A 24,077-nucleotide genomic window follows, 5' to 3' on the forward strand; every position below is an offset into this window, starting at 1 on the left:
AGAGACGCAGCATGCGCGTCCCCGCTTTCGCAGGGACGACGCCTTGGCAATATGTCGGCGGGTTACGCCTGACGTTCGATCAGTAAACCACCACCGAGCGGATCGATTCACCGGAGTGCATCAGATCGAACCCCTTGTTGATGTCTTCGAGAGGCATCGTGTGGGTGATCATCGGATCGATCTCGATCTTGCCGTCCATGTACCAGTCAACGATCTTCGGAACGTCCGTGCGGCCACGCGCGCCACCAAATGCGGTTCCTTTCCAGACGCGGCCGGTCACAAGCTGGAACGGACGGGTCGAGATCTCCGCGCCAGCCGGAGCAACACCGATGATGATGCTCTCGCCCCAGCCCTTGTGAGCTGATTCCAGCGCCGTACGCATGACATTCACGTTGCCCGTCGCATCGAAGGTATAGTCGGCCCCACCTTTGGTGAGGTTCACCAGATACGGAACAAGGTCGCCGTCTACTTCACTCGGATTGACGAAATCGGTCATGCCGAAACGCTCGGCCATCTCTTTCTTTTCCGGGTTCAGGTCAACGCCGACAATCTGGTCGGCACCGGCAAGACGCAGGCCCTGGAGAACGTTCAGACCGATGCCGCCGAGGCCGAAGACAATCGCACGCGAACCGATTTCCACCTTTGCGGTATTGATCACCGCACCGATACCGGTCGTTACACCACAGCCGATGTAGCAGACCTTGTCGAACGGCGCGTCCGGACGGATCTTCGCCAGGGCGATTTCCGGTACAACCGTGTAGTTCGAGAACGTCGATGTGCCCATGTAGTGCAGAATCGGGTCACCATCGAGGGTCGAGAATCGGGACGAGCCGTCCGGCATCAGGCCCTGCCCCTGTGTAGCGCGGATCGACTGGCAGAGGTTTGTTTTCGGATTGAGGCAGTATTCGCAGGTCCGGCATTCCGGCGTGTAGAGCGGAATGACATGGTCGCCCGGCTTCAGGGTAGTCACACCCGGGCCAACCTCGACAACGACACCTGCCCCTTCGTGACCCAGAATCGCGGGAAACAGACCTTCCGGATCCGCACCCGACAGGGTGAATTCATCGGTATGGCAGATGCCGGTTGCCTTGATTTCCACCAGCACTTCAAAAGCGCGCGGGCCTTCAAGCCTTACAGTGGTGACTTCAAGCGGTTTTCCGGCCCCAACGGCCACAGCGGCGCGAACTTCCATGAAGGATCTCCTGATGTGTGTTTCCCGGGGAGAGTTAACGTCCATATCTGCAAATGCAAGAACCGATGCGGCATCCGCTGTCGGGATTGCGCTATTCGATGCAATCTAGCCCGCCTGACACCTTGCAGGAAGCGCTGAAATCCATTGTTTCTCCGAGGGTTTGGTTAGTCTGGCACAATTCATCGCAGGCCGTAAGACACCCATGTCGCATTCAGACAAGCATGCGACTGAAACCTTATACGCAACCTCGACCCCAATCGCGAATATGCCTCCCAATGGACGAGACTCCGGCCGTGTCGCTAAAGTCGTCGTTCAATTGCGTATTGACCCTGACGGCCGGCCGAGCGGATTTATCCGATTTGCTTGCCGGCAACGTGCGGAGCCGCTGCTTCATGAAGCGATATTCCTTTCTGGAACTGGCGAAAAACGCCTTTTCCGCGCACCAGAACTGGGGCCGCCAGTGGCGCGCTCCGGAACCCAAGGCCGAATATGACGTCGTGATTGTCGGCGCCGGCGGGCACGGTCTGGCAACTGCCTATTACCTTGCCAAGGAACACGGCATCCGCAACGTCGCGGTCATCGAAAAAGGTTGGCTCGGCGGCGGCAACACTGGTCGCAATACGACCATCGTGCGCTCCAACTATCTCTGGGAAGAAAGCGCCGGGCTCTACAATCACGCAATGGGCTTGTGGCAGAACCTGTCCCAGGAACTGAACTACAACGTCATGTATTCTGCACGTGGCGTGATGATGCTTGCGCACACTGTTCACGACGTTCAGGTGGCACAACGCCATATTCACGCCAACCGTCTGGCAGGCGTTCAGAATGAGTGGCTGACACCGGAAGAGGCAAAGGAATATTGCCCGCCTCTGAACATTTCAAAGAACATCCGTTATCCGGTCATGGGCGCAGCCTTGCAGCGCGTCGGCGGCACTGCCCGTCACGATGCTGTCGCCTGGGGCTATGCCCGTGGTGCTGATGCCCTGGGTGTCGACATTATCCAGAACTGCGCCGTCACCGGCATTCGCCGCGGCCAGAATGGGGCCGTCGAGGGTGTGGAAACGGTCAAAGGTTTCATCAAGGCCAAGAAGGTCGGTGTCGTCGCGGCCGGTCACACGTCTGTCGTCATGGACATGGCCGGCGTCCGTCTGCCGCTGGAATCCTTCCCCCTGCAGGCACTGGTCTCCGAACCCGTGAAACCCGCCTTCCCGTGCGTGGTCATGTCAAACACGATCCATGCTTACATTTCGCAGTCCGACAAGGGTGAGCTTGTGATCGGTGCGGGCACTGACCAGTTCGTGTCCTATTCGCAGGCTGGCGGCATTCACATCACCAACCACACAATCGACGCGATCTGCGAACTTTTCCCGCATTTCCGGCGCATGCGCATGCTTCGCAACTGGGGTGGCATTGTCGACACGACGCCTGACCGTTCGCCCATCCTGTCAAAAACCCCGGTTCAGGGGCTCTACGTCAACTGCGGCTGGGGCACTGGCGGCTTCAAGGCGACGCCCGGATCCGGCCATGTCTTCGCGCATACGATTGCCAAGGACGAGCCGCACCCGATCAACGCGCCTTTCACCATCGACCGGTTCCGGACCGGTCGCCTCATCGACGAAGCCGCTGCAGCGGCCGTGGCCCACTAGGGGAGATCACAAGAATGCTGCTGGTTTATTGCCCCTACTGCCAGGTCGAGCGTGCAGAAACGGAATTTGCCTGCCGCGGTGAAGCCCATATCGCGCGACCGGCCGATCCGAGCCAGGCCACGGACGAGGACTGGGTGGAGTTTTTGTACATGCGCGACAATACCAAGGGTGTAGCCGCCGAGCGCTGGCGCCATATCCACGGCTGCGGACGGTTCTTCAATGCTGTCCGCGATACCGTCAGCGACAAGTTCCTGAAAATCTACAAGACCGGCGAACCGAAACCGGATCTTGAAGCGATTGCCAAGGAGGCCGGCAAATGAGCCAGCCATTCCGTACTGAAAAAGGCGGCCGGATCGACCGCGCTGAGCAACTCACCTTCACCTTTGACGGCGAGGAAATGCAAGGCCACAAGGGCGATACCCTTGCCTCTGCGCTGCTTGCCAATGGTGTTCACCTGGTTGGCCGTTCGTTCAAATATCACCGTCCGCGCGGCATTCTGACTGCCGGTTCGGAAGAACCGAACGCGCTGGTCGGGGTTTACCGCAACGGCGATCAGACACCGAACCTGCGCGCTACACAGGTTGAGCTCTATCAGGGCCTTGAAGCCGTTTCACAGAACCGTTTTCCCTCGCTCGGGTTTGACGTCGGCGCCGTGAACGATCTGCTTTCGCCGCTGTTTCCGGCCGGGTTCTACTACAAGACCTTCATGTGGCCGCATGCCTTCTGGGACAAGGTCTACGAGCCGATCATCCGTTCGGCAGCCGGCCTCGGCAAACCGCCGAAAAACCCGGATCACGACTTCTACGGCAACATCTACGCCCACTGCGACGTTCTTGTCGTCGGCTCCGGGCCTACCGGACTTGCAGCGGCTCTGGCTGCGGCAGAGACCGGTGCCAAGGTAATGTTGGTCGACGAGCAGGCTGAATTCGGTGGTTCGCTGCTTTCTGAAGTCAGCGCAAGCATCGACGGAAAGGACCCTGCGGAGTTCGTTTCGGAAACCATCGCCAAGCTTGCCGCGATGGACAATGTCACACTCCTGCCGCGCACAACGGCCTTCGGTTATTTTGCGCATAACTTCATTTCGCTGGCAGAGCGCGTCACCGAACATTTGCCCAACCCGGATCCCAAACTGCCGCGTGAACGACTGTGGCAGGTGCGCGCCAAGGAAGTCGTGATTGCAGCCGGTGCGATCGAACGTCCGATGGTGTTTCCGGAAAACGACAGACCGGGCATTCTGCTTGCGGAAGCCGGAAGAACCTACCTCAACCGCTATGGCGTCAAAGTCGGCCACAAGGTTCTGGTGGCGACGGCCTGCGACAGTGCGTGGCAGGCGGCATTCGACCTTGCAGACCATGGTGTCGACGTAGCCGCCATCGTGGACATGCGCGAAACACCACCTGAAAGCCTGGTTGCAATCGCTGAAGCCAGGGGCATTCGTGTCGAGGCAGGATGCGTTGTAACAGGAACCCTCGGACGCAAGCGTGTCAAAGGCGCCTTGCTCGGCCGGATGATGACATCGGGACAGGTTGCCTCCGGTGGCCAGATCGCGTGCGATGCGCTTTTGATGTCAGGCGGCTGGACGCCGACCGTCAGCCTGTATTCCCAGTCTCGCGGCAAGGTCGTCTGGGACGCGGACAAGGGTGCTTATGTTCCCGGTATTTCCGTTCAGAAGGAACGTTCGGCAGGCGGTTCCAAAGGCCTATACGGCCTGCAGGCAACGCTTCACGACGGCTATGCGGCCGGTGAAGAAGCAGCCAGGGCTGCAACCGGCAAGTCCGCAAAGGTGACCTACGTCACGGCAACAGGTGGAGAAGCCGGATCAGGCGGCATCCTCGGTGCCCTGCCCCACGATCGGAACGCATCACGGGTCAAGGCATTCGTCGATTATCAGAACGACGTTACCGCCAAGGACGTCAAGCTGGCCGTGCGCGAAGGTATGCAGTCCATCGAGCATATCAAGCGCTACACCACCACCGGCATGGCCACCGACCAGGGTCGTCTTTCGAACATGAACGCCCTGGAGATCGCGTCAGGGGCCTTGCAGAAGCCGGTAACGGATGTCGGGCTCACCACATTCCGCCAGCCCTACACTCCAACGACATTCGGTCTCTTTGCCGGTGTATCGCGTGGCGACTTCTTCGACCCGGTTCGCAAGACGCCGTCCCATGACTGGGTGGTGGAGAACGGCGGCGTCTATGAGGACGTTGGCCAGTGGAAGCGCACATGGTACTTCCCGAAGAACGGTGAAGACATGCATGCGGCGGTTGCTCGCGAATGCAAGACCGTCCGCGAAAGTGTCGGCCTGTTCGATGCATCCACACTCGGCAAGATCGAAATTGTCGGACCGGATGCGGCCGAATTCCTGGAGCGGATGTACACCAACCCGTGGAAGAAGCTGGCGCCCGGCCGCTGCCGCTATGGCCTGCTGCTCAACGACGCCGGTTTCATCACCGACGACGGTGTTATCGGACGCCTTGCGGAAGACCGTTTCCATGTAACCACCACGACCGGCGGCGCGCCGAGTGTGTTTGCGACCATGGAAGACTACCTGCAAACAGAATGGCCGGACCTCGATGTCTGGATCACGTCGACCACCGAACAGTTTGCGGTCGCCGCGGTTCAGGGACCGAAGGCTCGGGAGGTGATTGCGCCGTTTATCGAAGGTGTCGATCTTTCCGCCGATGCCTTCCCGCACATGAGCGTCAAGGAAGCGACCTTCTGCGGCGTTCCCTGCCGGCTTTTCCGGATTTCCTTCACCGGTGAACTCGGCTTCGAAATCAACGTTCCCCGCCGTCATGGCAAGATGATGTGGGAAACGCTCGCCAAGGAAATCGAGAAGCACAACGGTACCGTTTACGGAACGGAATCCATGCACGTTCTGCGCGCCGAGAAGGGTTACATCATCGTCGGTCAGGACACGGACGGTACCGTTACCCCGCAGGATGCCGGCATGAGCTGGGCGATCGGCAAGAACAAGTTCGACTTCGTCGGCAAGCGTGGCCTGGCCCGTACTGACCTTGTTGCAGAAGGTCGGAAGCAATTCGTGGGCCTTCTGACGAAGGACCCGAAAGTGAAGCTGGAAGAAGGTGCCCAGATCACGACTGCCGAGAATCCCGCCACCGGCACACCTGCGGAAGGTCATGTCACCTCGTCCTACTACAGTCCGGCGCTCGACCGTACGATTGCCCTCGCGATCGTGAAGAACGGCCACGCACTGGAAGGCAAAACGCTCTATGTGCCGATGCCGACCGGAAGCATTCCGGTCGAGGTGACGAGCACGGTGTTCTATGACAAGGAAGGAGCACGGATCAATGTCTGAACTTCTGGCAAGCGATCTGATCACGCCGGACGCGGGCGAAACACCGCTTCTGAGCCTACCGTCGGTCTCCATCCTGAAAGCCGCGCCCATGACGCGTCTTTCCCTGCGTTGCCGTGAAGCTGCGCAAAAGGAAGCCGGCACGGCATTTGGTGCCTCACTGCCGCTTTCTCCCTTGTCGAACTCCACTTCCGCCAAGCGGGCAGCGCTCTGGATGGGGCCGGACGAGTGGACATTGCTAGCACCTGAAGAAGACCTCAGGGCGGTGTTCGACGGCATCGAGGATAAGCTCTCAACGCATCCTCACGCCCTGGTTGATATCTCTGACCGATCGGAAGCGATCATCGTCAGTGGCGACAAGGCTGCCTGGTTGCTCAACACCGGTGTCTTCATCGATTTCTCGCTTGAGGTCTTTCCGGTCGGCACTGTGACAAGGACCCTGTTTCACAAGTCGCCAGTGATGATCTGGCGGACAGGTGCGGACACATTTGTGGTGGAAGCCTGGGTTTCCTTCATGGACTACGTGGCAGGTCTGCTTGTCCAATCGGCAACAGAGCTGGAAGCAGCCTGACCAGGGTCGGTGAAAACACCTGATTTTAACGAAGCTTTGCGAGCCTTGCGGAACACATCGTTGCGCGAGGCTCGCTTTTATGTCCGAACAGGTTTCCAGAAAACTCCGGCTGGCGGAGCTGCTCGGCGCACTCAGCCACGCATTGGACATCACTGAAGGCCAGCCGCGCGGGCACTGCGTTCGCTGTTGCTGGATCGGCATTCATATCGGACGGCAAGTCGGGCTGACAGAAGCGCAACTCAGCGATCTCTATTACACGCTGCTTTTGAAGGACCTTGGCTGTTCAAGCAATGCAGCGAGGATCTGCGAGCTTTATCTCACCGACGACCTGACCTTCAAACACGACTTCAAGACGATCAGCGACAGCCTGCCTGCGGCCCTGCGCTTCGTGCTTTCCCACACCGGGTTGAAACACGGCTTTGCAGAACGTGTGCGCGCCATCGTCAACATTCTTCAAAATGGCGGCGACATTGCCAACGAGATGATCGAAACACGCTGCACACGCGGCGGCGATATTGCCCGCCAGATGCATTTCTCGGAAACTGTCGTATCCGGAATTTACAGTCTGGATGAGCATTGGGACGGCAAAGGACGGCCGCACGGCATCGCAGGTTCCACCATCCCGGTATTTTCCCAGATCGCCTTGCTGGCACAGGTCATGGATGTCTTTCAGATCAATGCAGGCGTACAGGGAACCTTGCAGGAATTGAAGGAACGGGCTGGCAGCTGGTTCGACCCCGCCTTGGTGGCTGCAGCAGAAACCGTCGCAAGTAATCCCCAGTTCTGGAACACCTTGAAATCGGAAAACCTCGACAAGATCGTCTACGGCCTTGAGCCCGCGCAGAACATTCGTTTTGCAGATGAGGAGCAGCTCGACGACATAGCCCACGGCTTTGCGTTGGTGATCGATTCCAAAAGTCCCTACACCGCCGGACACAGCGAGCGCGTAACGCTTTACACCGACATGATCGCAGAAGAGTTGGGTTACGGAATGCGTGACAGGCAGCTGCTGAGACGGGCAGCTCTCCTGCACGACATCGGCAAACTCGGCGTCAGCAACTCTGTCCTCGACAAGCCCGGAAAGCTCGATGACACGGAGTGGGAACAAATCCGCATGCATCCCGTTTACTCCGACGAGATCCTCTCCAGGATCGATACGTTCAAGGACCTGTCGCCGATCGCGAGAGGGCATCATGAAAAACTGGACGGCCGCGGATATCCGGACGGGCTGACCACAAGCGGGATTTCGATGGAAACGCGCATCGTCACGACGGCGGATATTTTCGACGCATTGACCGCGGAACGGCCTTATCGTGGACCGATGCCGTTGCCCAAGGCACTCGGCATCATGGAAAGCGAAGCCGGCACAGCCCTGGATGCAAAATGCCTTGCTGCGCTCAAACGGGCGACTGAGCGCATGGAGCAGACCAAGGCTGCCTAAATTGGTCGCAAAGGCGACCAAATCAACCTATTCCCCTTGCAACTTTTAACGTGAGCCCTTCACTCTGCGCGCATGCTGAAAATCGGTTCTTACAACATACAAAAATCAATAGGCGTCGATGCGCGCAGGCGGCCTGACCGGACGCTCAAGGTAATCCAGGAACTGGATTGCGACATCCTGGCCTTGCAGGAAGCAGACAAGCGCTTCGGACCACGGGAAAGCACCCTCGACAGAGACACGATTCTTCAGGAAACGGATTACCGTCCCGTGCCGTTCGCGACGGGCGACAAGAGCCTGGGCTGGCACGGCAACGCTATTCTTGTTCGAAACTCGATCGGCATTCTCGACCATCGCCGGTTAGATCTGCCGACGCTGGAACCACGTGGTGCGGTTGCTGTCGACCTTGAAGTTGCCGGTGAAAAAATCCGCGTGGCAGCCATGCACCTGAGCCTGATCGGTCACTTTCGCAAGAAACAGATAACTTCGCTGATGCATCAGCTGCATGAGCATCTTGATTACCTGCCGACAGTGCTGATCGGTGACCTGAACGAGTGGCGAGACACGGCGGGCAGCATCAAGCTGTTTGAAGAACGCTATGAGGTGACGACGCCGGGACGGAGCTTTCCCAGTCCCCTTCCCGTCGGCAGCCTGGACCGGATCATAACCAGCCCGGAATTCGTCGTCAGGCAGGCTGGCGTCCATAAATCGAAGACGGCACGCGTTGCTTCGGACCATCTGCCGGTCTGGGCCAATCTCACCCTGGAGCCGGCCGGACATCTACCCGGCTAGAAATCGCCTTTATCAGGCAATCAGCTTGACCATGACGAAGTAAAGCCCGGCGGACAGGACGGCAGCAGCCGGAACAGTGACGACCCAGGCGGCGACGATGGTCATGAAATGCGCCCGGCGCACCAAGTGACGGCGTGCCTGCTCCTCGCGATTGCGGACAGGTCGTACCACGTTGCCATTACCTTGTTTCTGGTTCACGAAATCCAGGCGGCGCTTTGAGCGTTCCGTATACCACTCCCGGAAGAACCCAACACCGAAGACAGCTCCCACAGCGATGTGCGTGGAACTCACGGGCAGTCCGAAACCCGAGGCAACAATCACCGTGATGGCAGCTGACAGCGAAACGCAGTAGGCCCGCATCGGATTGAGCTTGGTAATCTGTTGGCCGACCATTTCGATCAGGCGCGGCCCGAACAACAATAGGCCGAAGGAAATGCCGAAAGCACCGACAGCCATGACCCAGAGCGGAATGCTCACCTTTGCGGCGACGTCTCCGAGTTCCGCCGTGTGAACGATGGCGGCAAGTGGGCCGACAGCATTTGCAACGTCGTTGGCTCCGTGGGCGAAGGACAGCAGAGCCGCCGAGCAGACAAGTGGCACAGAAAACAGGATGCGGAGAGACTGGTTACGGTTTTCCAGCCCTTCAGACTGACGCCTGATCAGCGGTCGCACGATCGCCCAGACGGCAAGCCCGACAACTACCCCAAGCAACAATGACATCGGCATGTCGATATGCACGATCTTCTTCAGGCCCTTGAGTGCCAGGTAGCTGGCAAAGGTTCCCGACATGACACCGATCAGAACAGGAACCCATTTGCGGGCCGCGGCGATTTTATCGTCCTGATAGATGATGAAGGTCTTGATGAAGGCCAGGAAACCTGCAGCAACCAGACCGCCGAGAAAAGGCGAAATGACCCAGCTTGCTGCGATACCACCCATTGTCGCCCAGTTGACCGCGCTGAAGCCCGCCGCCGCAATACCGGCTCCCATAACGCCGCCAACAATGGAATGCGTTGTCGAGACCGGCGCACCGATCCAGGTGGCAAGGTTGATCCAGAGTGCGGAGGACACCAGAGCCGCCATCATAGCTGCCATGAAGACATTGGCATCGGCTACCGAAGCGGGATCAATGATGCCCTTGGAGATGGTGCTGACGACGTCCCCACCTGCGATCAGGGCCCCTGCACTTTCGAAGACGGCCGCAATGATCAGCGCCGTCAGCAGCGTCATGGCCCGCGAACCGACGGCGGGGCCAACATTGTTGGCAACATCGTTGGCGCCGATGTTGAGTGCCATATAGGCGCCGATGGCTGCCGCAGCGACGATGATGACCGTTCCCGGTGCTCCTGACATGGAGGCACCGGCGCCAAGGGCGCACAAGACGATAAAGACCAGCGCGATACCCGGCGCGATCAAGCCACGTCCAAGAGACCCAGCAGCCTCTTCCATGTAGCTCAGCTTGTCGAGATCCTTGTCGAGGGTCGGCTTTTTCAAATTCGGCATGGGCGTTCCAGTCGGGAAGTCCTTTGAAGGCAAGTCTTGCAAGCCAAGCGTCATCTGGCGCCTGCCTTAAACAATCGTCCGAAAAGGTCAACCAAAACGGCCCTCATTGGCCAAAATTTCTTAGTTGGGTAAATTTTCCAGTTTGCGAAGCACCTTCACGAGGCCCGGATCGCCGGCAAGCCGCATCGCTTCCTGTATCGGAAGCCACCGGACATCGCGCTCGTCCTTGTCGGGAAAGCTACTTGTCGTGCTCTCTACGTCGACCAGGAACACAAGAACTTCCGTCCTGAGCTGCAAGCCGCCTTCGCCGCCTTTGTGTGACTGAAAGCTGGCAAAGGGTTTCTTCTGCGCATTTCCGATAACGCCCGCCTCTTCGAAAGCCTCCACCGCCGCAGTGTGGTGTGCTTTCAACGACATGACCGGCCAGCCTTTGGGCAGAATCCAGCGATGCGTGGATTTGGTCGTCACAAGCAGGACTTCCCGCTCCCCATCGCGCAAACGATGGCACAACGCTGCGATCTGCAATCTCGAAGGGCGCCGGAACAACAGAAGCAGGTTCTGAAACCAGGAAGTCCGGGTGTCGATTGCTGAATAAAGCTGCGCCATGGTGCCCTTTCCAAAATGTTGGTGACGCTCAGAAGATAAGGCCGGAACTCAGGTTTGTCCAGAAAATGCGCACTGTGTGCTGCTTGTTATCCGTCGAACTTATTAGGGCAGAACATAGTTCTCATGAGAGGACGAGCTTGAGCACCGTGAAAAGGCCGGCGGCCAGCAAGGCAGAAGCGGGAACAGTGACAACCCAGGCTGCGATGATGGTGATCAGGCTGGATCGACGCACAAGGAGGCGTCTGCGACGCTCTTCCCTGTTTTTCATCATCTTGCGCGGTTTCATGACCCCGCCTTCCGCAACATACTTGTTGCGATACCATTCCCGATAAAAACCCACGCCGAACAGCGCACCAACCGCGATATGGGTGGACGATACCGGCAGCCCGGCACCAGAAGCCGTCAGCACGGTCGCGGCGGTTGCCAGGGTAATGCAAAAGGCACGTACGGGACTAAGTTTGGTGATCTTCTTGCCGACAACGGTGACAAGGCGTCTGCCGAACAGCAGAAGGCCGGCGGAGATCCCGCATGCGCCGACTGCACTCACCCAGATCGGCACTTCGGGATTGAGCGCCCCCAGATACCAAAACACGAGATCCGGAAAATCATTCGATTGGCTGAGAACGATGGCTGCCAGCGGCCCGATGGCGTTTGCAACGTCGTTGGCACCATGGGCAAATGACAGCAAACCTGCCGCGACCATGAGCGGTACTGCAAACAGGTTGCGCAAGGCGCGCGCACTGTTTTCCAGCGTGAGCGTTTGGGCGTGGATTACCCGGCAATAGATCTGCCAGACAACGAAGCCTACGGTGAGCGACAGCGCGATCGCGAGCCATTCAGGAACAGAGATGAGCCGGTCTGAGGTTTTCAGCAGAATGTAGCCGGTGAAGGTCGCCCCCATGAGGCCCAGCAGTATCGGCAACCAATATCTGGCAGCTTTCAGCCGGTCCGGCGTATAGACGACCCTTGAATTGATAAAGGCCATGATCCCGGCCCCGACGAGACCGCCGAGCACCGGAGACAGAACCCAGGAAGCCGCGATTGTCGAAATGGTTGTCCAGTTGATGGCTGCAAAGCCGCTTGCCGCGATCCCGGCGCCGACAACACCGCCAATGATCGAATGGGTGGTCGAAACAGGTGCGCCGATCACAGTCGCGAAATTGATCCACAAAGCTGAAGCTGCCATGGCCGTCAGCATTGCCAGCATGAATTCCGAACTGTTTCGGACATCGCTGGGGCTCAAGATATCTCCGGAAACGGTCGAGACGACATCCGCTCCGGCAAGCAATGCGCCCGCGCTTTCGCAGACGGCCGCAATCAGCAAGGCGCCGGTGAGGCTGACGACACGCGCGCCCACGGCGGGACCGACATTGTTGGCAACGTCGTTGGCGCCGATATTGAGCGCCATGTAGCCGCCAATTGCACTGGCGGCCACAAGGATGAGCATGTTGGAGAAACCGCTGGAAGACACCTGGAATGCGGCAACGCAGGCGCAGATCACCAGGAACACCAGGGCAAGACCCGGTCCGACAAGACGCCGGCCCATAGCCTCCGCCGCCTCACTGACAAAGCTGATCTTGTCGAGATCCTTGTCCAGAGCCTTCTTTTTCAGGTCCTTGTTGGTGAGCACCCGAACACGCCTCGCTATCCCTCAGGAAATGTCTAGCAAATTTGCGATTTGTGCTGCCGCAAAAACCGTCTCAACGCCGGCTCTTCGGCGGCCTCGATTGCCTTCGAGAAGGGCAGCCAGACCCTTTTGCGTTGCCCGAGTTCAGGAAAGTCTTTCAACTGTTTTTCAAAACGGATCTTGAAGACAATCACCTTGGTGCGGATCTTCAATCCGTCCGCAAGGCCCTTGTAGGACCGGAAGCTGCCAATGGCCCGCGGGTCGGCCGTGCCGACAATTCCCGCTTCCTCATAGGCTTCGATCAACGCCGTTTCAAATGCGGGCTTGTCCTTTTCAGGCCAGCCTTTCGGCAAGATCAAGCGGCCGGTCTCGCGGGTCGAGACCAGGAGAATTTCAGGCTCCGCCTCGCCCGGACGCACGCAAAGAGCCGCGATCTGCAGACGGAGCGGTTTGACAAACAAACCTGCAATTCCGTGCAGCCACGATGCATCCCGCGCTGTCAGTGCCTTAGCGAATCCCATCTCCACACCTGTTGTTCTGGAACAGCAGGTGTATAGGGAGTTCCCTTAGGGACGTCTAGAGAAAAGTGCACTCGGTGCGCGCACATTTTTATTACAAATATTACAAGTCCGCTTCAGGCCGCCGAAACGGAAACGTGATCGGCTGTCCAGGCTCCCGGCCAAACTTCCGCCTTGCCGGACTTCAGGTCGCGAAGTTCGTTGAGGGGGACCGAAACGACAAGGAACGGTTCTTCCCCGTTGCTTCCGGAGGTCGCGGCTACCTCTGCGGCAACACCTGTAAAACCGAATTCCTCTTCACACGGCAGATACAGCGCTGCCCCGGAAACGTTGGTGTCGTTCTGCGTCGTGCCCTTTGATGTGCCGACAAGACCGCAAACGGCGACCGCGCACATGAGCTCAACCGCACGTGCCTTGGCACAGCCGAAGACACGGTGATAGCCGGAGAGTTTTTCCGTCATTGAAGGCACTAGCAGAAGATCGAGATCCAGCTTCGCCAGCAGGCTGCTGAGCGCCGGCATTTCGACATCCAGACAGATCAGGATCGCCATCTTCAATCCGTCGAGCTCGAACGTCTTCAGATCAGCTCCAGGCACCAGATGCCAGATTTCCGGATCCTGCTCGAACGGTGTGAGGCACAATTTGTCCTGACGGATCTCGCGCCCGTCGGCTGTCAGTAGAACGGCTGTGTTGGTGAAACCCGCAGGCGCTTGAACAGGCATCGATCCAGCCAACAGCGACACGCCATACCTGGCAGGTAGCGGAGCAAGTATCGCGAGCAAGTCGGTGCCCACGTCCGCCAGGAACGCCATTTCCTGTTCAGGCGGCAGGCCTTCGGGTTTGAACGCCAGGCAGCATTCCACAAGGTATTCAGGAAGCATCAGGAGCTTTGCGCCCTCTCCCGCGGCGCGCTGCATTCCTTCTTCGATCTGTGCAGCAAAAGCTGCCACCGAAGCTGGAGCGCGGCTCAGGTTAAAGGACCAAAGTGCAATGGGATAATCTGTCATGGTGCCCGACGTCTCGATAAACTAAGACGCAAGACTTAAAGGTAGCACGCAGAGCGTTTCAAGCCCTTGTCTGCCTTTCGTTCACCGGAACGTGGCTCGTCCGGTATTTCCAGAAGGTTCAGTCGATGAACAGTCCGAGAAATGCTACCAGGACCATCAGAAATCCTGTTCCGACAAGGGCTGCTTTCGGCTCTTGCGGCAGGGCGGTGAGTTTTGCTGAACGTCTGACTTCCCGAATCCCTTTCAGGGCCCGGTCTGTACGCCTGTCTATTTCTTCGAAATAGGGCGACAGCTCATTCTGAGCACGCATGCCTGATCCTCACGATTCCTTCGTGGGTTCAAACCTTATGCCCGGAGACTTAGCGTTTGGTTAATTCACGTTTACCTGCGCCGCATCAAAGGCGGGTTTTCTGCGGATCCGCGACATCGAGGATGCGCAGTTGCACCTTGGGTGTCCCCTGCCAGGTGTCGATTGACAGCGTACCTGCCACATGCAGCGACTGTCCCCGGCCCTGCAAAAGCATCTGACCGTGCGGTTTGTCGTCCGCCTTGAAGCAGATTGCCTTTAACGCAGTGCCGTCACCAGAAGTAATCGAGGCCCGGACATGTCCCTTACCGACCACATCGGCGAAGGAAATCCGGTGGGCGGGAAAGGCAAACACCGGTTCAGCATGACCTGCACCATAGGGCCCCGCCTTTTCCAGCAACTCCAGAAGATCGAGATTTGCGCCCGTTGCCGTCAGCGCGGCATCAATCTTCAGTTCCCGGTTCGCACTTGCCGCCTCGACGTCGTCCTTCAGCACATCGTTGAAAAACGCCTCCAGGTCGGCGGTCTTCTCCCGCAGAACCGTAAGCCCTGCCGCCATGGCGTGCCCACCACCCTTTTCGAGCAAACCTTCGTCAACCGCTCTGCGAACGGCCTTGCCAAGGTCAACACCGGGTATGGAGCGCCCTGAACCAGTCCCCTTGCCGGTTTCATCAAAGGCGACCGCAAAGGAAGGCCTGCGGTGAGCTTCCTTGAGCCGAGAGGCAATCAGTCCAACAATCCCGGGGTGCCAATCATCGGAACCGGTCAGGAGAACCGCCGGATCACGTGCCTGGATCGCCATTGCGGCTTCTGCGCCGGCCTGTTCCAGCATCACTGCTTCCATGGCCTGACGTTCGGTATTGAGCTGGTCCAGCCGTTCGGCGATCGCCCGCGCTTCGTGCGGGTCTTCCGTCGTCAGAAGGCGCGCGCCCAATGCAGCGTCGCCAATCCGGCCGCCCGCGTTGATCCGCGGGCCTATCAAGAAACCAAGATGATAAGGCGCCGGCTTTCCGCTCACGCGCGCTGTGTCCGCAAGCGCAGTCAGCCCGTAATTGCGGCGTTGGTGCATCACCGCAAGGCCACGTGTCACATAGGCCCTGTTCAGGCCCTGCAAGGGCACAACGTCACACACCGTACCGAGCGCCACCAGATCGAGCAGCGCCATGAGATCCGGCTCCTGCCTGCCCTGGAAAACCCCGCGGCGTCGCAACTCGCGGTTCAGGCCGACAAGAAACAGGAACGTGACGCCGACAGCCGCCAGATGCCCCTGCCCCGACAGATCATCCTGCCGGTTCGGGTTGACGAGCGCCTCAACCGCCGGAAGCGTTTCGCCAACCTGGTGGTGATCGATGACCACGACGTCGAGATCGAGTTGCCGGGCAGTTTCAAAAGCTTCAAACGACGTGCTGCCGCAGTCGAGCGTCACCAGCAGATCAGCCCCGCCATGGCGAAGATGTTCGATGGCTGGACCGTTCGGCCCGTATCCTTCGATGATCCGATCCGGAATATGGATCACAGGGTCAAGGCCGAGCCACTGCAGGTATTTGGCGAAAATCGCCGAGGATGTCGCCCCGTCGACATCATAGTCGCCGAAGATCGCAATCTTTCGACCGGCCTGGACCGCATCCGCGACCCTTGCCACGGCGGCGTCCATATCGACCAGACCGGAAGGATCGGGCATCAGCAGCTTGAGTGACGGTTCCAGGAAGCCGGTTGCCTCGTCTGCCTGAACACCGCGCGCAGCCATGACACGCGCCAGCACGTCCGGCAGACCGTGAACCTGCGAAATCGCCATCGCGGTTCGCAGGTCAGCGCCACTCAGGCGCTCGCGCCAGGCGTTGTCGTTTGCGGAACGGGCGACCCCAAGTACGAGCCGCCTGTCGTTTTCCCCGGATTGTCCCAGCATTCAGCCGCGCTTAGTCCAGATGAAACTTCTCAAGATCCGTGTGCTGGGCCTTGATGTAGCGCACCGTCCCAGTGGAGGACCGCATGACAACGGTATGCGTGGTGATGTGATGACGGCCGAAGCGGACGCCCTGCAGGAAGTTGCCGTCGGTTACGCCCGTTGCGGCAAAAAGCACGTCCGGCCCGGCCATTTCTTCAAGCGTGTACTTCTTCTTGATGTCCTCGATGCCCATGCGATGCGCACGCTCGACCTGCTCGTCGCGCGTGATCACGAGACGAGACTGCATCTGGCCACCGATACAACGAAGAGCGGCAGCTGCAAGCACACCTTCCGGGGCACCGCCAATACCTGCGTAGATATCGATACCGGTTTCGTCCGGATCGGTCGTGTGAATGACGCCGGCGACGTCACCATCTCCGATCAGGCGGATTGCAGCACCGGTCGCCCGGATTTCTTCAATCAGGCGGGCGTGGCGCGGACGGTCGAGCACGCAGGCCGTGACTTCACTGACCTTGACGCCTTTTTCCTTGGCAACTGCAGCAATATTTTCGGCAATCGGCGCGTCCAGATCGATCAATCCGGCCTTGTAACCCGGCCCGATGGCAATCTTGTCCATATAGCTGTCCGGAGCGTTCAGAAGGTCGCCCGCCGGCGCCAGTGCGATAACCGCCAGGGAGTTCGGCAGGTTCTTGGCGCAGATAGTCGTGCCTTCCAGCGGGTCGAGAGCGATGTCGACTTTCGGCCCCTGCTTCGTGCCGACGTTTTCACCGATGTAGAGCATCGGAGCTTCGTCGCGCTCGCCCTCACCGATAACCACGGTACCGTCGATAGGCAGGCGGTTCAGTTCGCGCCGCATTGCGTCCACTGCCGCCTGGTCTGCGGCCATTTCGTCGCCGTGACCGCGCAACCGCGCTGCCGACACAGCCGCTCTTTCACTGACGCGGGCCAGCTCGAGCGTCAGAATACGGTCCAGGCCGCTCGACGGTTGTTTATCAGTATTGGACATCAACATCTCCAGTCTCTCCCTCCGCAGGACGCCTCGGCGGGCACTCACTCGTCAGTTCAGTTTTTCAATGCGGATCATCTGAGGCTGCTCGGAAACTACCCCCTTGGACATGATCACGTCCAACGCCTCTTTGATTGCCACTTCAGTCGTTTCATACGTGATGAGGATGACAGGTTGAGGCAGGTCCGCATCAAATTTCACAGGAACGTCCTTATTTGCATGACGTTTCTGGACAATCGATTCCAGTGAAATGCCGGCATCGCCCATGCATCTGGCGATTTCGGCGAAAGCACCCGGCCGATCGAATACGGACAGGCGGATGTAATATCCGCCTTCATGAAGCCGCATGCGGGCACGTTGATAGCTGTTAAGCTCTGCAGCGGGCATGCCAAGAACAGGCGTTTCGTCGCCCCTGGCAATATCAGCGAGATCGGCCACGACGGAAGACGCGGTAGCATTGCCGCCGGCACCCGGGCCTACGAGCACGATTTCACCAACGAAGTCACCGTCGACAGCCACAGCATTCAGCACGCCGTCGATCCGCGCGATCGCCGACGACTTCGGCACCATGGTCGGATGAACACGTTGCTCGATGCCCGTATCAGTGCGTTGGGCGACGCCCAGCAGCTTGATGCGGAAACCGAGTTCGTCCGCAGCCTGAATATCGGCGGTCGTGATCGAAGTGATGCCCTCGACGTAGATGTCGTCGCTCGAGATTTCCGTGCCGAAGGCAAGACTGGTGAGAATGGCAAGCTTGTGGGCGGTGTCATTGCCTTCGATGTCGAAGGTCGGATCCGCCTCCGCATAGCCGAGGCGCTGTGCATCAGACAGACAATCCTGAAAGCTTATGCCTTCTGCCTCCATCCGGGTCAGGATGTAATTGCAGGTGCCGTTCAGGATACCGTAGATGCGGCTGATGTCGTTGCTGGCCATGGATTCGCGCAGCGTCTTGACGATCGGAATACCTCCGGCAACGGCTGCCTCGTAGTTGAGGCAGGCGTCATTGGCCTCCGCCAGCACTGCCAGCTCAACACCATGGCGCGCAAGCAGCGCCTTGTTTGCTGTCACGACGTGAATGCCACGCGCCAGAGCAGCACGCACGCTTTCCTCAGCGGGACCGTTGTCGCCGCCGATCAGTTCGACAAAAATATCGACATCTGCCGTCCGGGCCATTTCCACCGGATCGGTGAACCATTCGAATGCCGAGACATCGATGCCCCGATCACGGGTCCGGTCACGTGCACTGACCGCTGTCACGGTCACTGCTCGCCCGGTTTTCGTTGCAATCTGTCCGCCGTGTTTTGAAAGGAGCTGCACCACGGCCGCCCCCACGGTGCCAAGGCCAGCGATGCCTACCTTCAATGCGTCTGCCATACGGAAATGAGTCCAGTTCTTATCAACCTTTGGTCCCGAGCGGGATGACGTTGTGCAGCTTTTGATCCGCAGTTTCAAGGAAGCGGCGGATATTTCTGGCTGCCTGACGCAGTCTTTGTTCGTTTTCCACCAGTCCGATGCGGACGTACTCGTCTCCGTGTTCACCGAAACCGATACCTGGTGCGACGGCCACTTCCGCCTTTTCCAGTAGCAGCTTGGAGTATTCCAGACTGCCGAGCGCCCGGAACTTCTCGGGGATCGGTGCCCAGCAGAACATGCTGGCTTCCGGTGCCGGAATATCCCAGCCGGCCCTGCCGAAACTGTCGACCACCACATCGCGGCGCTTCTTGTAGATTTCGCGGGTTTCACGGATGCAGTCATCAGATCCGTTCAGGGCCGCGGTTGCTGCAACCTGAATCGGTGTGAAGGCCCCGTAATCGAGATAGGATTTCACTCGCGACAACGCGGCAATCAGCCGTTCGTTGCCGACAGCAAAGCCCATGCGCCAACCCGGCATGGAGAAGGTCTTCGAAAGTGACGTGAATTCGACGGTGACATCCATGGCACCCGGCACCTGCAGGACCGACGGCGGCGGTGTCGCGCCGAAATAGATTTCGGAGTAAGCCAGGTCAGACAGGATGAAGATGTTGTGCTTGCGAGCGAATGCGACCACGTCCTTGTAGAAGTCGAGATCCGCGCAATAGGACGTAGGGTTCGCCGGGTAGCAAAGAATGATTGCAATCGGCTTCGGCACGGAATGGATCACCGCGCGCTCAAGCGCATCGAAGAACGCCGGACCCGGTTCCGCCGGAATATTGCGGATTGAGGCACCGGCCATCAAGAAGCCGAAGGTGTGGATCGGATAGCTGGGATTGGGGCTCAGAATCACGTCCCCGGGTGCGGAGATGGCCTGCGCCATGTTGGCGAAGCCTTCCTTGGAGCCAAGTGTCGCGATCACCTGGGTGTCGGGATCCAGTTTGACGCCAAACCGGCGACCGTAATAAGCCGCTTGTGCCTTGCGCAGGCCTCCGATGCCCTTGGATGCGGAATAGCGGTGCGTGCGTGGGTCCTGCACGACTTCGGTCAGCTTGTCGACAATGTGCTTCGGTGTCGGCAGGTCAGGGTTGCCCATGCCAAGATCGATAATGTCCGCCCCCGCCGCGCGCGCCTTCGCCTTCAAACGGTTCACCTGTTCGAACACATACGGCGGCAGCCGCTTGATCTTATGGAATTCCTCCATGACGCGAATCCTTGCGAGTTGACAGTATCAGCTGCGCTCCCTTGCCGGGCGCGGCGACGGCGCAGCGGGGCTCTTTTAGCAGTCCGGATAAAAATACGCACCCGTCTTTGCGTCGCTAGCCGACTAAATTTGTAGCGTTTTTTAGAACATGATTGCTTTGGCAGTAGTCCTCGGCTGCCCGAGCTCCACTAACGGCTTAAATGTCCTACAAATCGTGGTGTGCAGGAGCAAAAATCTGGCGAGGAGTGAATTGCAAGGGAGCAGTAAGCGGACCGCCTTCCGGAGCCAGATCCCTCACTCCACTGTGCCGGGCGTGTCGCGACAATCAAAGAGAGTAGGAGATCAGGCCGCCTTTTTCCGAAGCACGGAAAAACCGGTTCTTTTTGCGTCCTTGATAAGCCGGCCATTGGGCGCAAGATCCATCGTGACGATTTGTGCGCGGCCCTGTTTCTTTGCCCTGTGCAGGCCACCTTCGGCAGCTTCCATCGCACGCTCGAGCGGTGTCGAAACGCTGGCACTGACCAGACCGACGCTCGCGGTCACCATCAGCCGGCCGCCAGACGCTTCCTGACATTCCAGCCCGAAACGCCTGCAGATTCTCTGGGCAGTCAAATGGGCGAGTTCCTTGTTGCCCTCCGGCAGGAACACCGCGAATCCCGCACCGCCCACACGCCCTGAAATGGCGTTTTCGACCAGTGTATCCTTCAAGATGCGCGCGAAAAGCTGCAGGAGCGCATCTCCCATCGCCTGACCGAAACGCTCGTTCACCGATTTGAACTGGTCCATGTCAAACAGGATGAGGCTGTAAATTCCCTTTGGGGAGGAGTTCGAAGCGATCCAGTCCTCGGCATCATTGAGAAACGCCCTTCGGTTCGGCAGAGCTGTCAGGTCGTCCTGAAGAGCCTGCTCCCTGAAACCGTGCAAGGATCGCTCGATGACCATGGAAGCCGGCAGGACAATCGTCATGATGATCGAAAACAGGACGGTGATCAGGTAGGTGCTCATAAACCCTTCAGTGAACGTCGACTGGAAGGACGGGAACAGCAGTATGTTCTGGTGAAAGGTAAACCACATGAACCCCGCGGTTTCGACCAGCGTTGTCATGCCAAGCATACGTGCTGAATAGAGTTTCTCCCGATTTTCGAAGAACGCCATCCACACGACCCAGAGACCACTCAGGATCAGCACCGACTGAACATAATTCACCCGGGTGAGGAAGTTGTCCTGAAATTCGGGAAACTGGCATAGAACGAGCCAGGCGAATGCTATCGTTGCGAACACCCAGACATGACCGCTGCGGCCCAGGAACACGGCGAAACCGCTTCGCCTCAGACCGGTCCCGAGAATGACCAGGAAATTAGCGGCAACGATACTGAAAAGGTCCGGAATTGTTCCGCGAAATGCAAGCAGAACCGTCCCGCAAGCCGCCAGAAACATTCCTGCAGACCACAGGGCCAGGCTCCTCGAACAGGCAACGCTCCGCCCGGGCCAGAACATGTAAAAAAGGAACAGAATGACGCTACCGGCAAACTCGGCAATCATAATGCAGGTAAACAGTGTCGGTGTATCGAGCGTCATGAAAACAAAGGCCTTGCGATCAAGGCTTGCAGACTAGACCGCCAGTCGTAAAGGAAAGATTTAATCCGTATATTTATCAATATTTTATCTTCTTTAGCCACCTCACATCATCCGCATATGTATTGGGCATCGTCCCCTGCGTCACTCAGACGCAAGTGTTTCCAGATAGGCCTGCGTCTCTTGCCTCTCCTTCGGATTGATGAGGCCGGAAGACTCGCCGGGATTGACGATGGCACCATAGCCTTTCGGTGCCGGGACGTTGCCTCTCCCCTGCCCGGGTTCGGTTTTCAGCGCATCAAGCAAGGGTGTCCCTGGCCCGACGGCGCATGCCGACAACCCAAAGGCGAGAAGCAGGCACCCACCCAGTGCCAGCACGTTCCGCATGCAGCTCAACCGATCCTCCACCACTTTGTTTCCTCATCCATCCGATCGTCACAAATTTCCACTAGCCAGAGGGCTTGAACGTGGATTGAAATCCAATCGACGGAGACGTTACCTTGTGTCATAAATAGCCGATAGTTCAAAATATCGGCGAAAAAATAACAAGATAACGCGATTGAACAACAAGGGCTCACAGGCCTTTCGTGGGCTGAATGGGGCAAGACAACCGGAGGAAATCCCTGCCTATGGCTGATGACCGCGACCATCCCATGTTGCAGTATATCATCAACAACCCGGAAGCCTTTGCACAGAATCTTGCAAAGACGCTCGAGCAGGCAGGCAAGGCACTGGCGGCCTATATCGAGCCCCGGGAACAGGGCAAGATCACCCACGATTCGACCGACGAGCTGACTGGTGTCGTAAAGACCCTCGCTCAGGTTGGCGAATACTGGGCGTCCGATCCGCAGCGCGCCGTCGAGGCGCAGTCACGCTTGTGGAGCGGCTATATCGATCTCTGGAATTCCTCGCTGAAACGGATGATGGGCGAACCGTCTACACCGGCGATCGAAACTCCGGCACGTGACAAGCGCTTTGCCGATCCTGACTGGGAAAAAAACCAGTTCTTCGATTTCATCAAGCAGCTCTACCTGATCACCAGCAAATGGGCGGAGGACATGGTCCACGACGCCCAGGGGCTGGATGAGCACACACGCCACAAGGCCGAATTCTACGTTACCCAGATCGCCAACGCCGTCTCTCCGTCCAATTTCGTGCTTACAAACCCCGAACTGTTACGTCTGACACTGGAAAGCAACGGCGAAAACCTGGTCAAGGGCATGCGGCACCTCGTCGAGGATCTGAAAACCGGCAAGGGCGAGCTGAAGATCCGTCAGACCGATCCGACAAAATTCAAGCTCGGAGAGAACCTCGGCACCACCCCAGGCAAGGTGATCTCGCAGAACGACGTCTGCCAGGTAATCCAGTATTCGCCATCTACCGACGAGGTCCTGAAGCGTCCGCTCCTGATCGTTCCGCCGTGGATCAACAAGTTCTACATTCTCGACCTCAATCCGGAAAAATCCTTCATCAAGTGGGCGGTCGACCAGGGCCACACGGTGTTTGTCATTTCCTGGGTCAATCCGGACGAACGCCAGGCTCAAAAGAGCTTCGAGCATTATATGAAGGAAGGCATCCTCAATACGCTCGACGTCATCAAGCGGGCAACGCGCCAGGAAGAGGTCAACTCCATCGGCTACTGCGTCGGCGGCACATTGCTGGCGGTCACACTTGCCTATATGGCAAAGATCGGCGACGACCGCATCAAGACCGCGACCTTCTTCACCACACAGGTCGACTTCACTTTCGCAGGTGACCTGAAGGTGTTCGTCGATGAAGAACAGATCTCGGTCCTCGAAAAGAGGATGGCCGAGCACGGCTATCTGGACGGCTCCAAGATGTCGTCCGCCTTCAACATGCTGCGCTCCAACGATCTGATCTGGTCCTATGTGGTCAACAACTACCTGAAGGGCCAGGACCCCTTCCCGTTTGACCTGCTCTACTGGAACTCGGATTCCACACGCATGCCCGCCGCGAACCATTCGTTCTATCTGCGCAACTGTTATCTGGACAACAAGCTGTCCAAGGGCGAAATGGAAATCGCGGGCGAGCATCTGGATCTCTCCAAGGTAACCATTCCGATCTTCAACCTGGCAACGCGTGAAGACCACATCGCACCGCCGAAATCGGTCTTTCTGGGGTCAGGCTGTTTTGGTGGCCCGGTAGATTATGTGCTGGCCGGTTCCGGGCATATTGCGGGTGTGGTCAACCCGCCTGCGAAGAAGAAATACCAGTTCTGGACAGGCGCGGAAGCCAAGGGAACCCTGGAAAACTGGCTCAAGAATGCCGAGGAACACCCTGGTTCCTGGTGGCCGTACTGGGATCAGTGGATCCGCTCGCATGACGACGCCAAGGTCAAGGCCCGCAAGCCGGGTGCAAACCGGGTCAAGATCCTTGAGGATGCACCCGGCTCTTATGTGATGACCAAGGTGTAACGTGCTGCGCCAGGACAC

20 protein-coding genes are annotated in these 24,077 nt (G+C 58.3%); 7 read left to right on the top strand and 13 right to left on the bottom strand.

What is annotated here, in order from left to right; genetic code table 11:
• Positions 1-79 precede the first annotated feature (79 nt).
• The gene (locus FIV05_RS21795; RefSeq protein ID WP_022999395.1) at positions 80-1,192 is read right to left on the bottom strand and encodes an S-(hydroxymethyl)glutathione dehydrogenase/class III alcohol dehydrogenase; all 1,113 of its coding nucleotides are present in this window, start codon (positions 1,190-1,192) and stop codon (positions 80-82) included.
• A gap of 392 nt (positions 1,193-1,584) precedes the next feature.
• On the opposite strand from FIV05_RS21795, the gene FIV05_RS21800 reads away from it, so the two are divergent.
• The 6 genes from FIV05_RS21800 to FIV05_RS21825 all read left to right on the top strand — a co-directional run bounded on the left by FIV05_RS21800 (position 1,585) and on the right by FIV05_RS21825 (position 8,955).
• Positions 1,585-2,838 carry a sarcosine oxidase subunit beta family protein gene (locus FIV05_RS21800; protein ID WP_031268788.1) on the top strand — a complete coding sequence of 418 codons (1,254 nt, stop codon included), beginning with the start codon at positions 1,585-1,587 and terminating at the stop codon, positions 2,836-2,838.
• A 14-nt stretch (positions 2,839-2,852) separates the two neighbouring features.
• The gene (locus tag FIV05_RS21805) at positions 2,853-3,158 is read left to right on the top strand and encodes a sarcosine oxidase subunit delta (RefSeq protein ID WP_152510953.1); all 306 of its coding nucleotides are present in this window, start codon (positions 2,853-2,855) and stop codon (positions 3,156-3,158) included.
• The gene (locus FIV05_RS21810; protein ID WP_152510954.1) at positions 3,155-6,157 is read left to right on the top strand and encodes a sarcosine oxidase subunit alpha family protein; all 3,003 of its coding nucleotides are present in this window, start codon (positions 3,155-3,157) and stop codon (positions 6,155-6,157) included. The genes FIV05_RS21805 and FIV05_RS21810 overlap by 4 nt, the downstream gene beginning before the upstream one ends.
• The gene (locus FIV05_RS21815) at positions 6,150-6,725 is read left to right on the top strand and encodes a sarcosine oxidase subunit gamma family protein (protein ID WP_152506733.1); all 576 of its coding nucleotides are present in this window, start codon (positions 6,150-6,152) and stop codon (positions 6,723-6,725) included. The genes FIV05_RS21810 and FIV05_RS21815 overlap by 8 nt, the downstream gene beginning before the upstream one ends.
• A gap of 79 nt (positions 6,726-6,804) precedes the next feature.
• Positions 6,805-8,166, top strand: a complete 1,362-nt coding sequence (locus FIV05_RS21820) for an HD-GYP domain-containing protein (protein WP_152510955.1) — start codon at positions 6,805-6,807, stop codon at positions 8,164-8,166.
• A gap of 72 nt (positions 8,167-8,238) precedes the next feature.
• Positions 8,239-8,955: an endonuclease/exonuclease/phosphatase family protein gene (locus FIV05_RS21825; protein WP_055653958.1), complete on the top strand. Its 717-nt coding sequence runs from the start codon at positions 8,239-8,241 to the stop codon at positions 8,953-8,955.
• 12 nt (positions 8,956-8,967) lie between these two features.
• On the opposite strand, the gene FIV05_RS21830 is transcribed toward FIV05_RS21825, so the two are convergent.
• The 12 genes from FIV05_RS21830 to FIV05_RS21885 all read right to left on the bottom strand — a co-directional run bounded on the left by FIV05_RS21830 (position 8,968) and on the right by FIV05_RS21885 (position 22,020).
• Positions 8,968-10,458, bottom strand: a complete 1,491-nt coding sequence (locus FIV05_RS21830) for an inorganic phosphate transporter (protein ID WP_055653956.1) — start codon at positions 10,456-10,458, stop codon at positions 8,968-8,970.
• A gap of 120 nt (positions 10,459-10,578) precedes the next feature.
• Positions 10,579-11,064: an NUDIX hydrolase gene (locus tag FIV05_RS21835; protein ID WP_152510956.1), complete on the bottom strand. Its 486-nt coding sequence runs from the start codon at positions 11,062-11,064 to the stop codon at positions 10,579-10,581.
• Positions 11,065-11,185: 121 nt separating this feature from the next.
• Positions 11,186-12,694 (bottom strand): inorganic phosphate transporter, encoded by a 1,509-nt coding sequence (locus tag FIV05_RS21840; RefSeq protein WP_286202219.1) that lies wholly within the window; start codon positions 12,692-12,694, stop codon positions 11,186-11,188.
• A 32-nt stretch (positions 12,695-12,726) separates the two neighbouring features.
• Positions 12,727-13,212 carry an NUDIX hydrolase gene (locus FIV05_RS21845; RefSeq protein ID WP_022999405.1) on the bottom strand — a complete coding sequence of 162 codons (486 nt, stop codon included), beginning with the start codon at positions 13,210-13,212 and terminating at the stop codon, positions 12,727-12,729.
• A gap of 113 nt (positions 13,213-13,325) precedes the next feature.
• Positions 13,326-14,216, bottom strand: coding sequence for a nitrilase-related carbon-nitrogen hydrolase (locus FIV05_RS21850; RefSeq protein WP_152510957.1), 891 nt, complete (start codon positions 14,214-14,216; stop codon positions 13,326-13,328).
• Between the two features lie 118 nt (positions 14,217-14,334).
• Positions 14,335-14,526, bottom strand: a complete 192-nt coding sequence (locus tag FIV05_RS21855) for a hypothetical protein (RefSeq protein WP_022999407.1) — start codon at positions 14,524-14,526, stop codon at positions 14,335-14,337.
• 85 nt (positions 14,527-14,611) lie between these two features.
• The gene (gene recJ / locus FIV05_RS21860) at positions 14,612-16,429 is read right to left on the bottom strand and encodes a single-stranded-DNA-specific exonuclease RecJ (RefSeq protein ID WP_152510958.1); all 1,818 of its coding nucleotides are present in this window, start codon (positions 16,427-16,429) and stop codon (positions 14,612-14,614) included.
• A gap of 10 nt (positions 16,430-16,439) precedes the next feature.
• Complete coding sequence (glpX, locus tag FIV05_RS21865) at positions 16,440-17,435, bottom strand: class II fructose-bisphosphatase (RefSeq protein ID WP_022999409.1); 996 nt, start codon at positions 17,433-17,435, stop codon at positions 16,440-16,442.
• Positions 17,436-17,486: 51 nt separating this feature from the next.
• Positions 17,487-18,809 (bottom strand): homoserine dehydrogenase, encoded by a 1,323-nt coding sequence (locus tag FIV05_RS21870; RefSeq protein WP_022999410.1) that lies wholly within the window; start codon positions 18,807-18,809, stop codon positions 17,487-17,489.
• 22 nt (positions 18,810-18,831) lie between these two features.
• Positions 18,832-20,049, bottom strand: a complete 1,218-nt coding sequence (locus FIV05_RS21875) for an LL-diaminopimelate aminotransferase (RefSeq protein WP_022999411.1) — start codon at positions 20,047-20,049, stop codon at positions 18,832-18,834.
• Positions 20,050-20,391: 342 nt separating this feature from the next.
• Positions 20,392-21,627 (bottom strand): GGDEF domain-containing protein, encoded by a 1,236-nt coding sequence (locus FIV05_RS21880; RefSeq protein WP_062488910.1) that lies wholly within the window; start codon positions 21,625-21,627, stop codon positions 20,392-20,394.
• Positions 21,628-21,768: 141 nt separating this feature from the next.
• Positions 21,769-22,020, bottom strand: coding sequence for a hypothetical protein (locus FIV05_RS21885; protein WP_152506738.1), 252 nt, complete (start codon positions 22,018-22,020; stop codon positions 21,769-21,771).
• 233 nt (positions 22,021-22,253) lie between these two features.
• Between FIV05_RS21885 and phaC the strand changes: the two genes are divergently transcribed.
• Positions 22,254-24,059, top strand: coding sequence for a class I poly(R)-hydroxyalkanoic acid synthase (gene phaC / locus FIV05_RS21890; RefSeq protein ID WP_055653945.1), 1,806 nt, complete (start codon positions 22,254-22,256; stop codon positions 24,057-24,059).
• Positions 24,060-24,077 lie beyond the last annotated feature (18 nt).

It is taken from the genome of Labrenzia sp. THAF191a, from assembly GCF_009363335.1.
Classification (GTDB): Bacteria; Pseudomonadota; Alphaproteobacteria; order Rhizobiales; family Stappiaceae; genus Roseibium; species Roseibium algicola.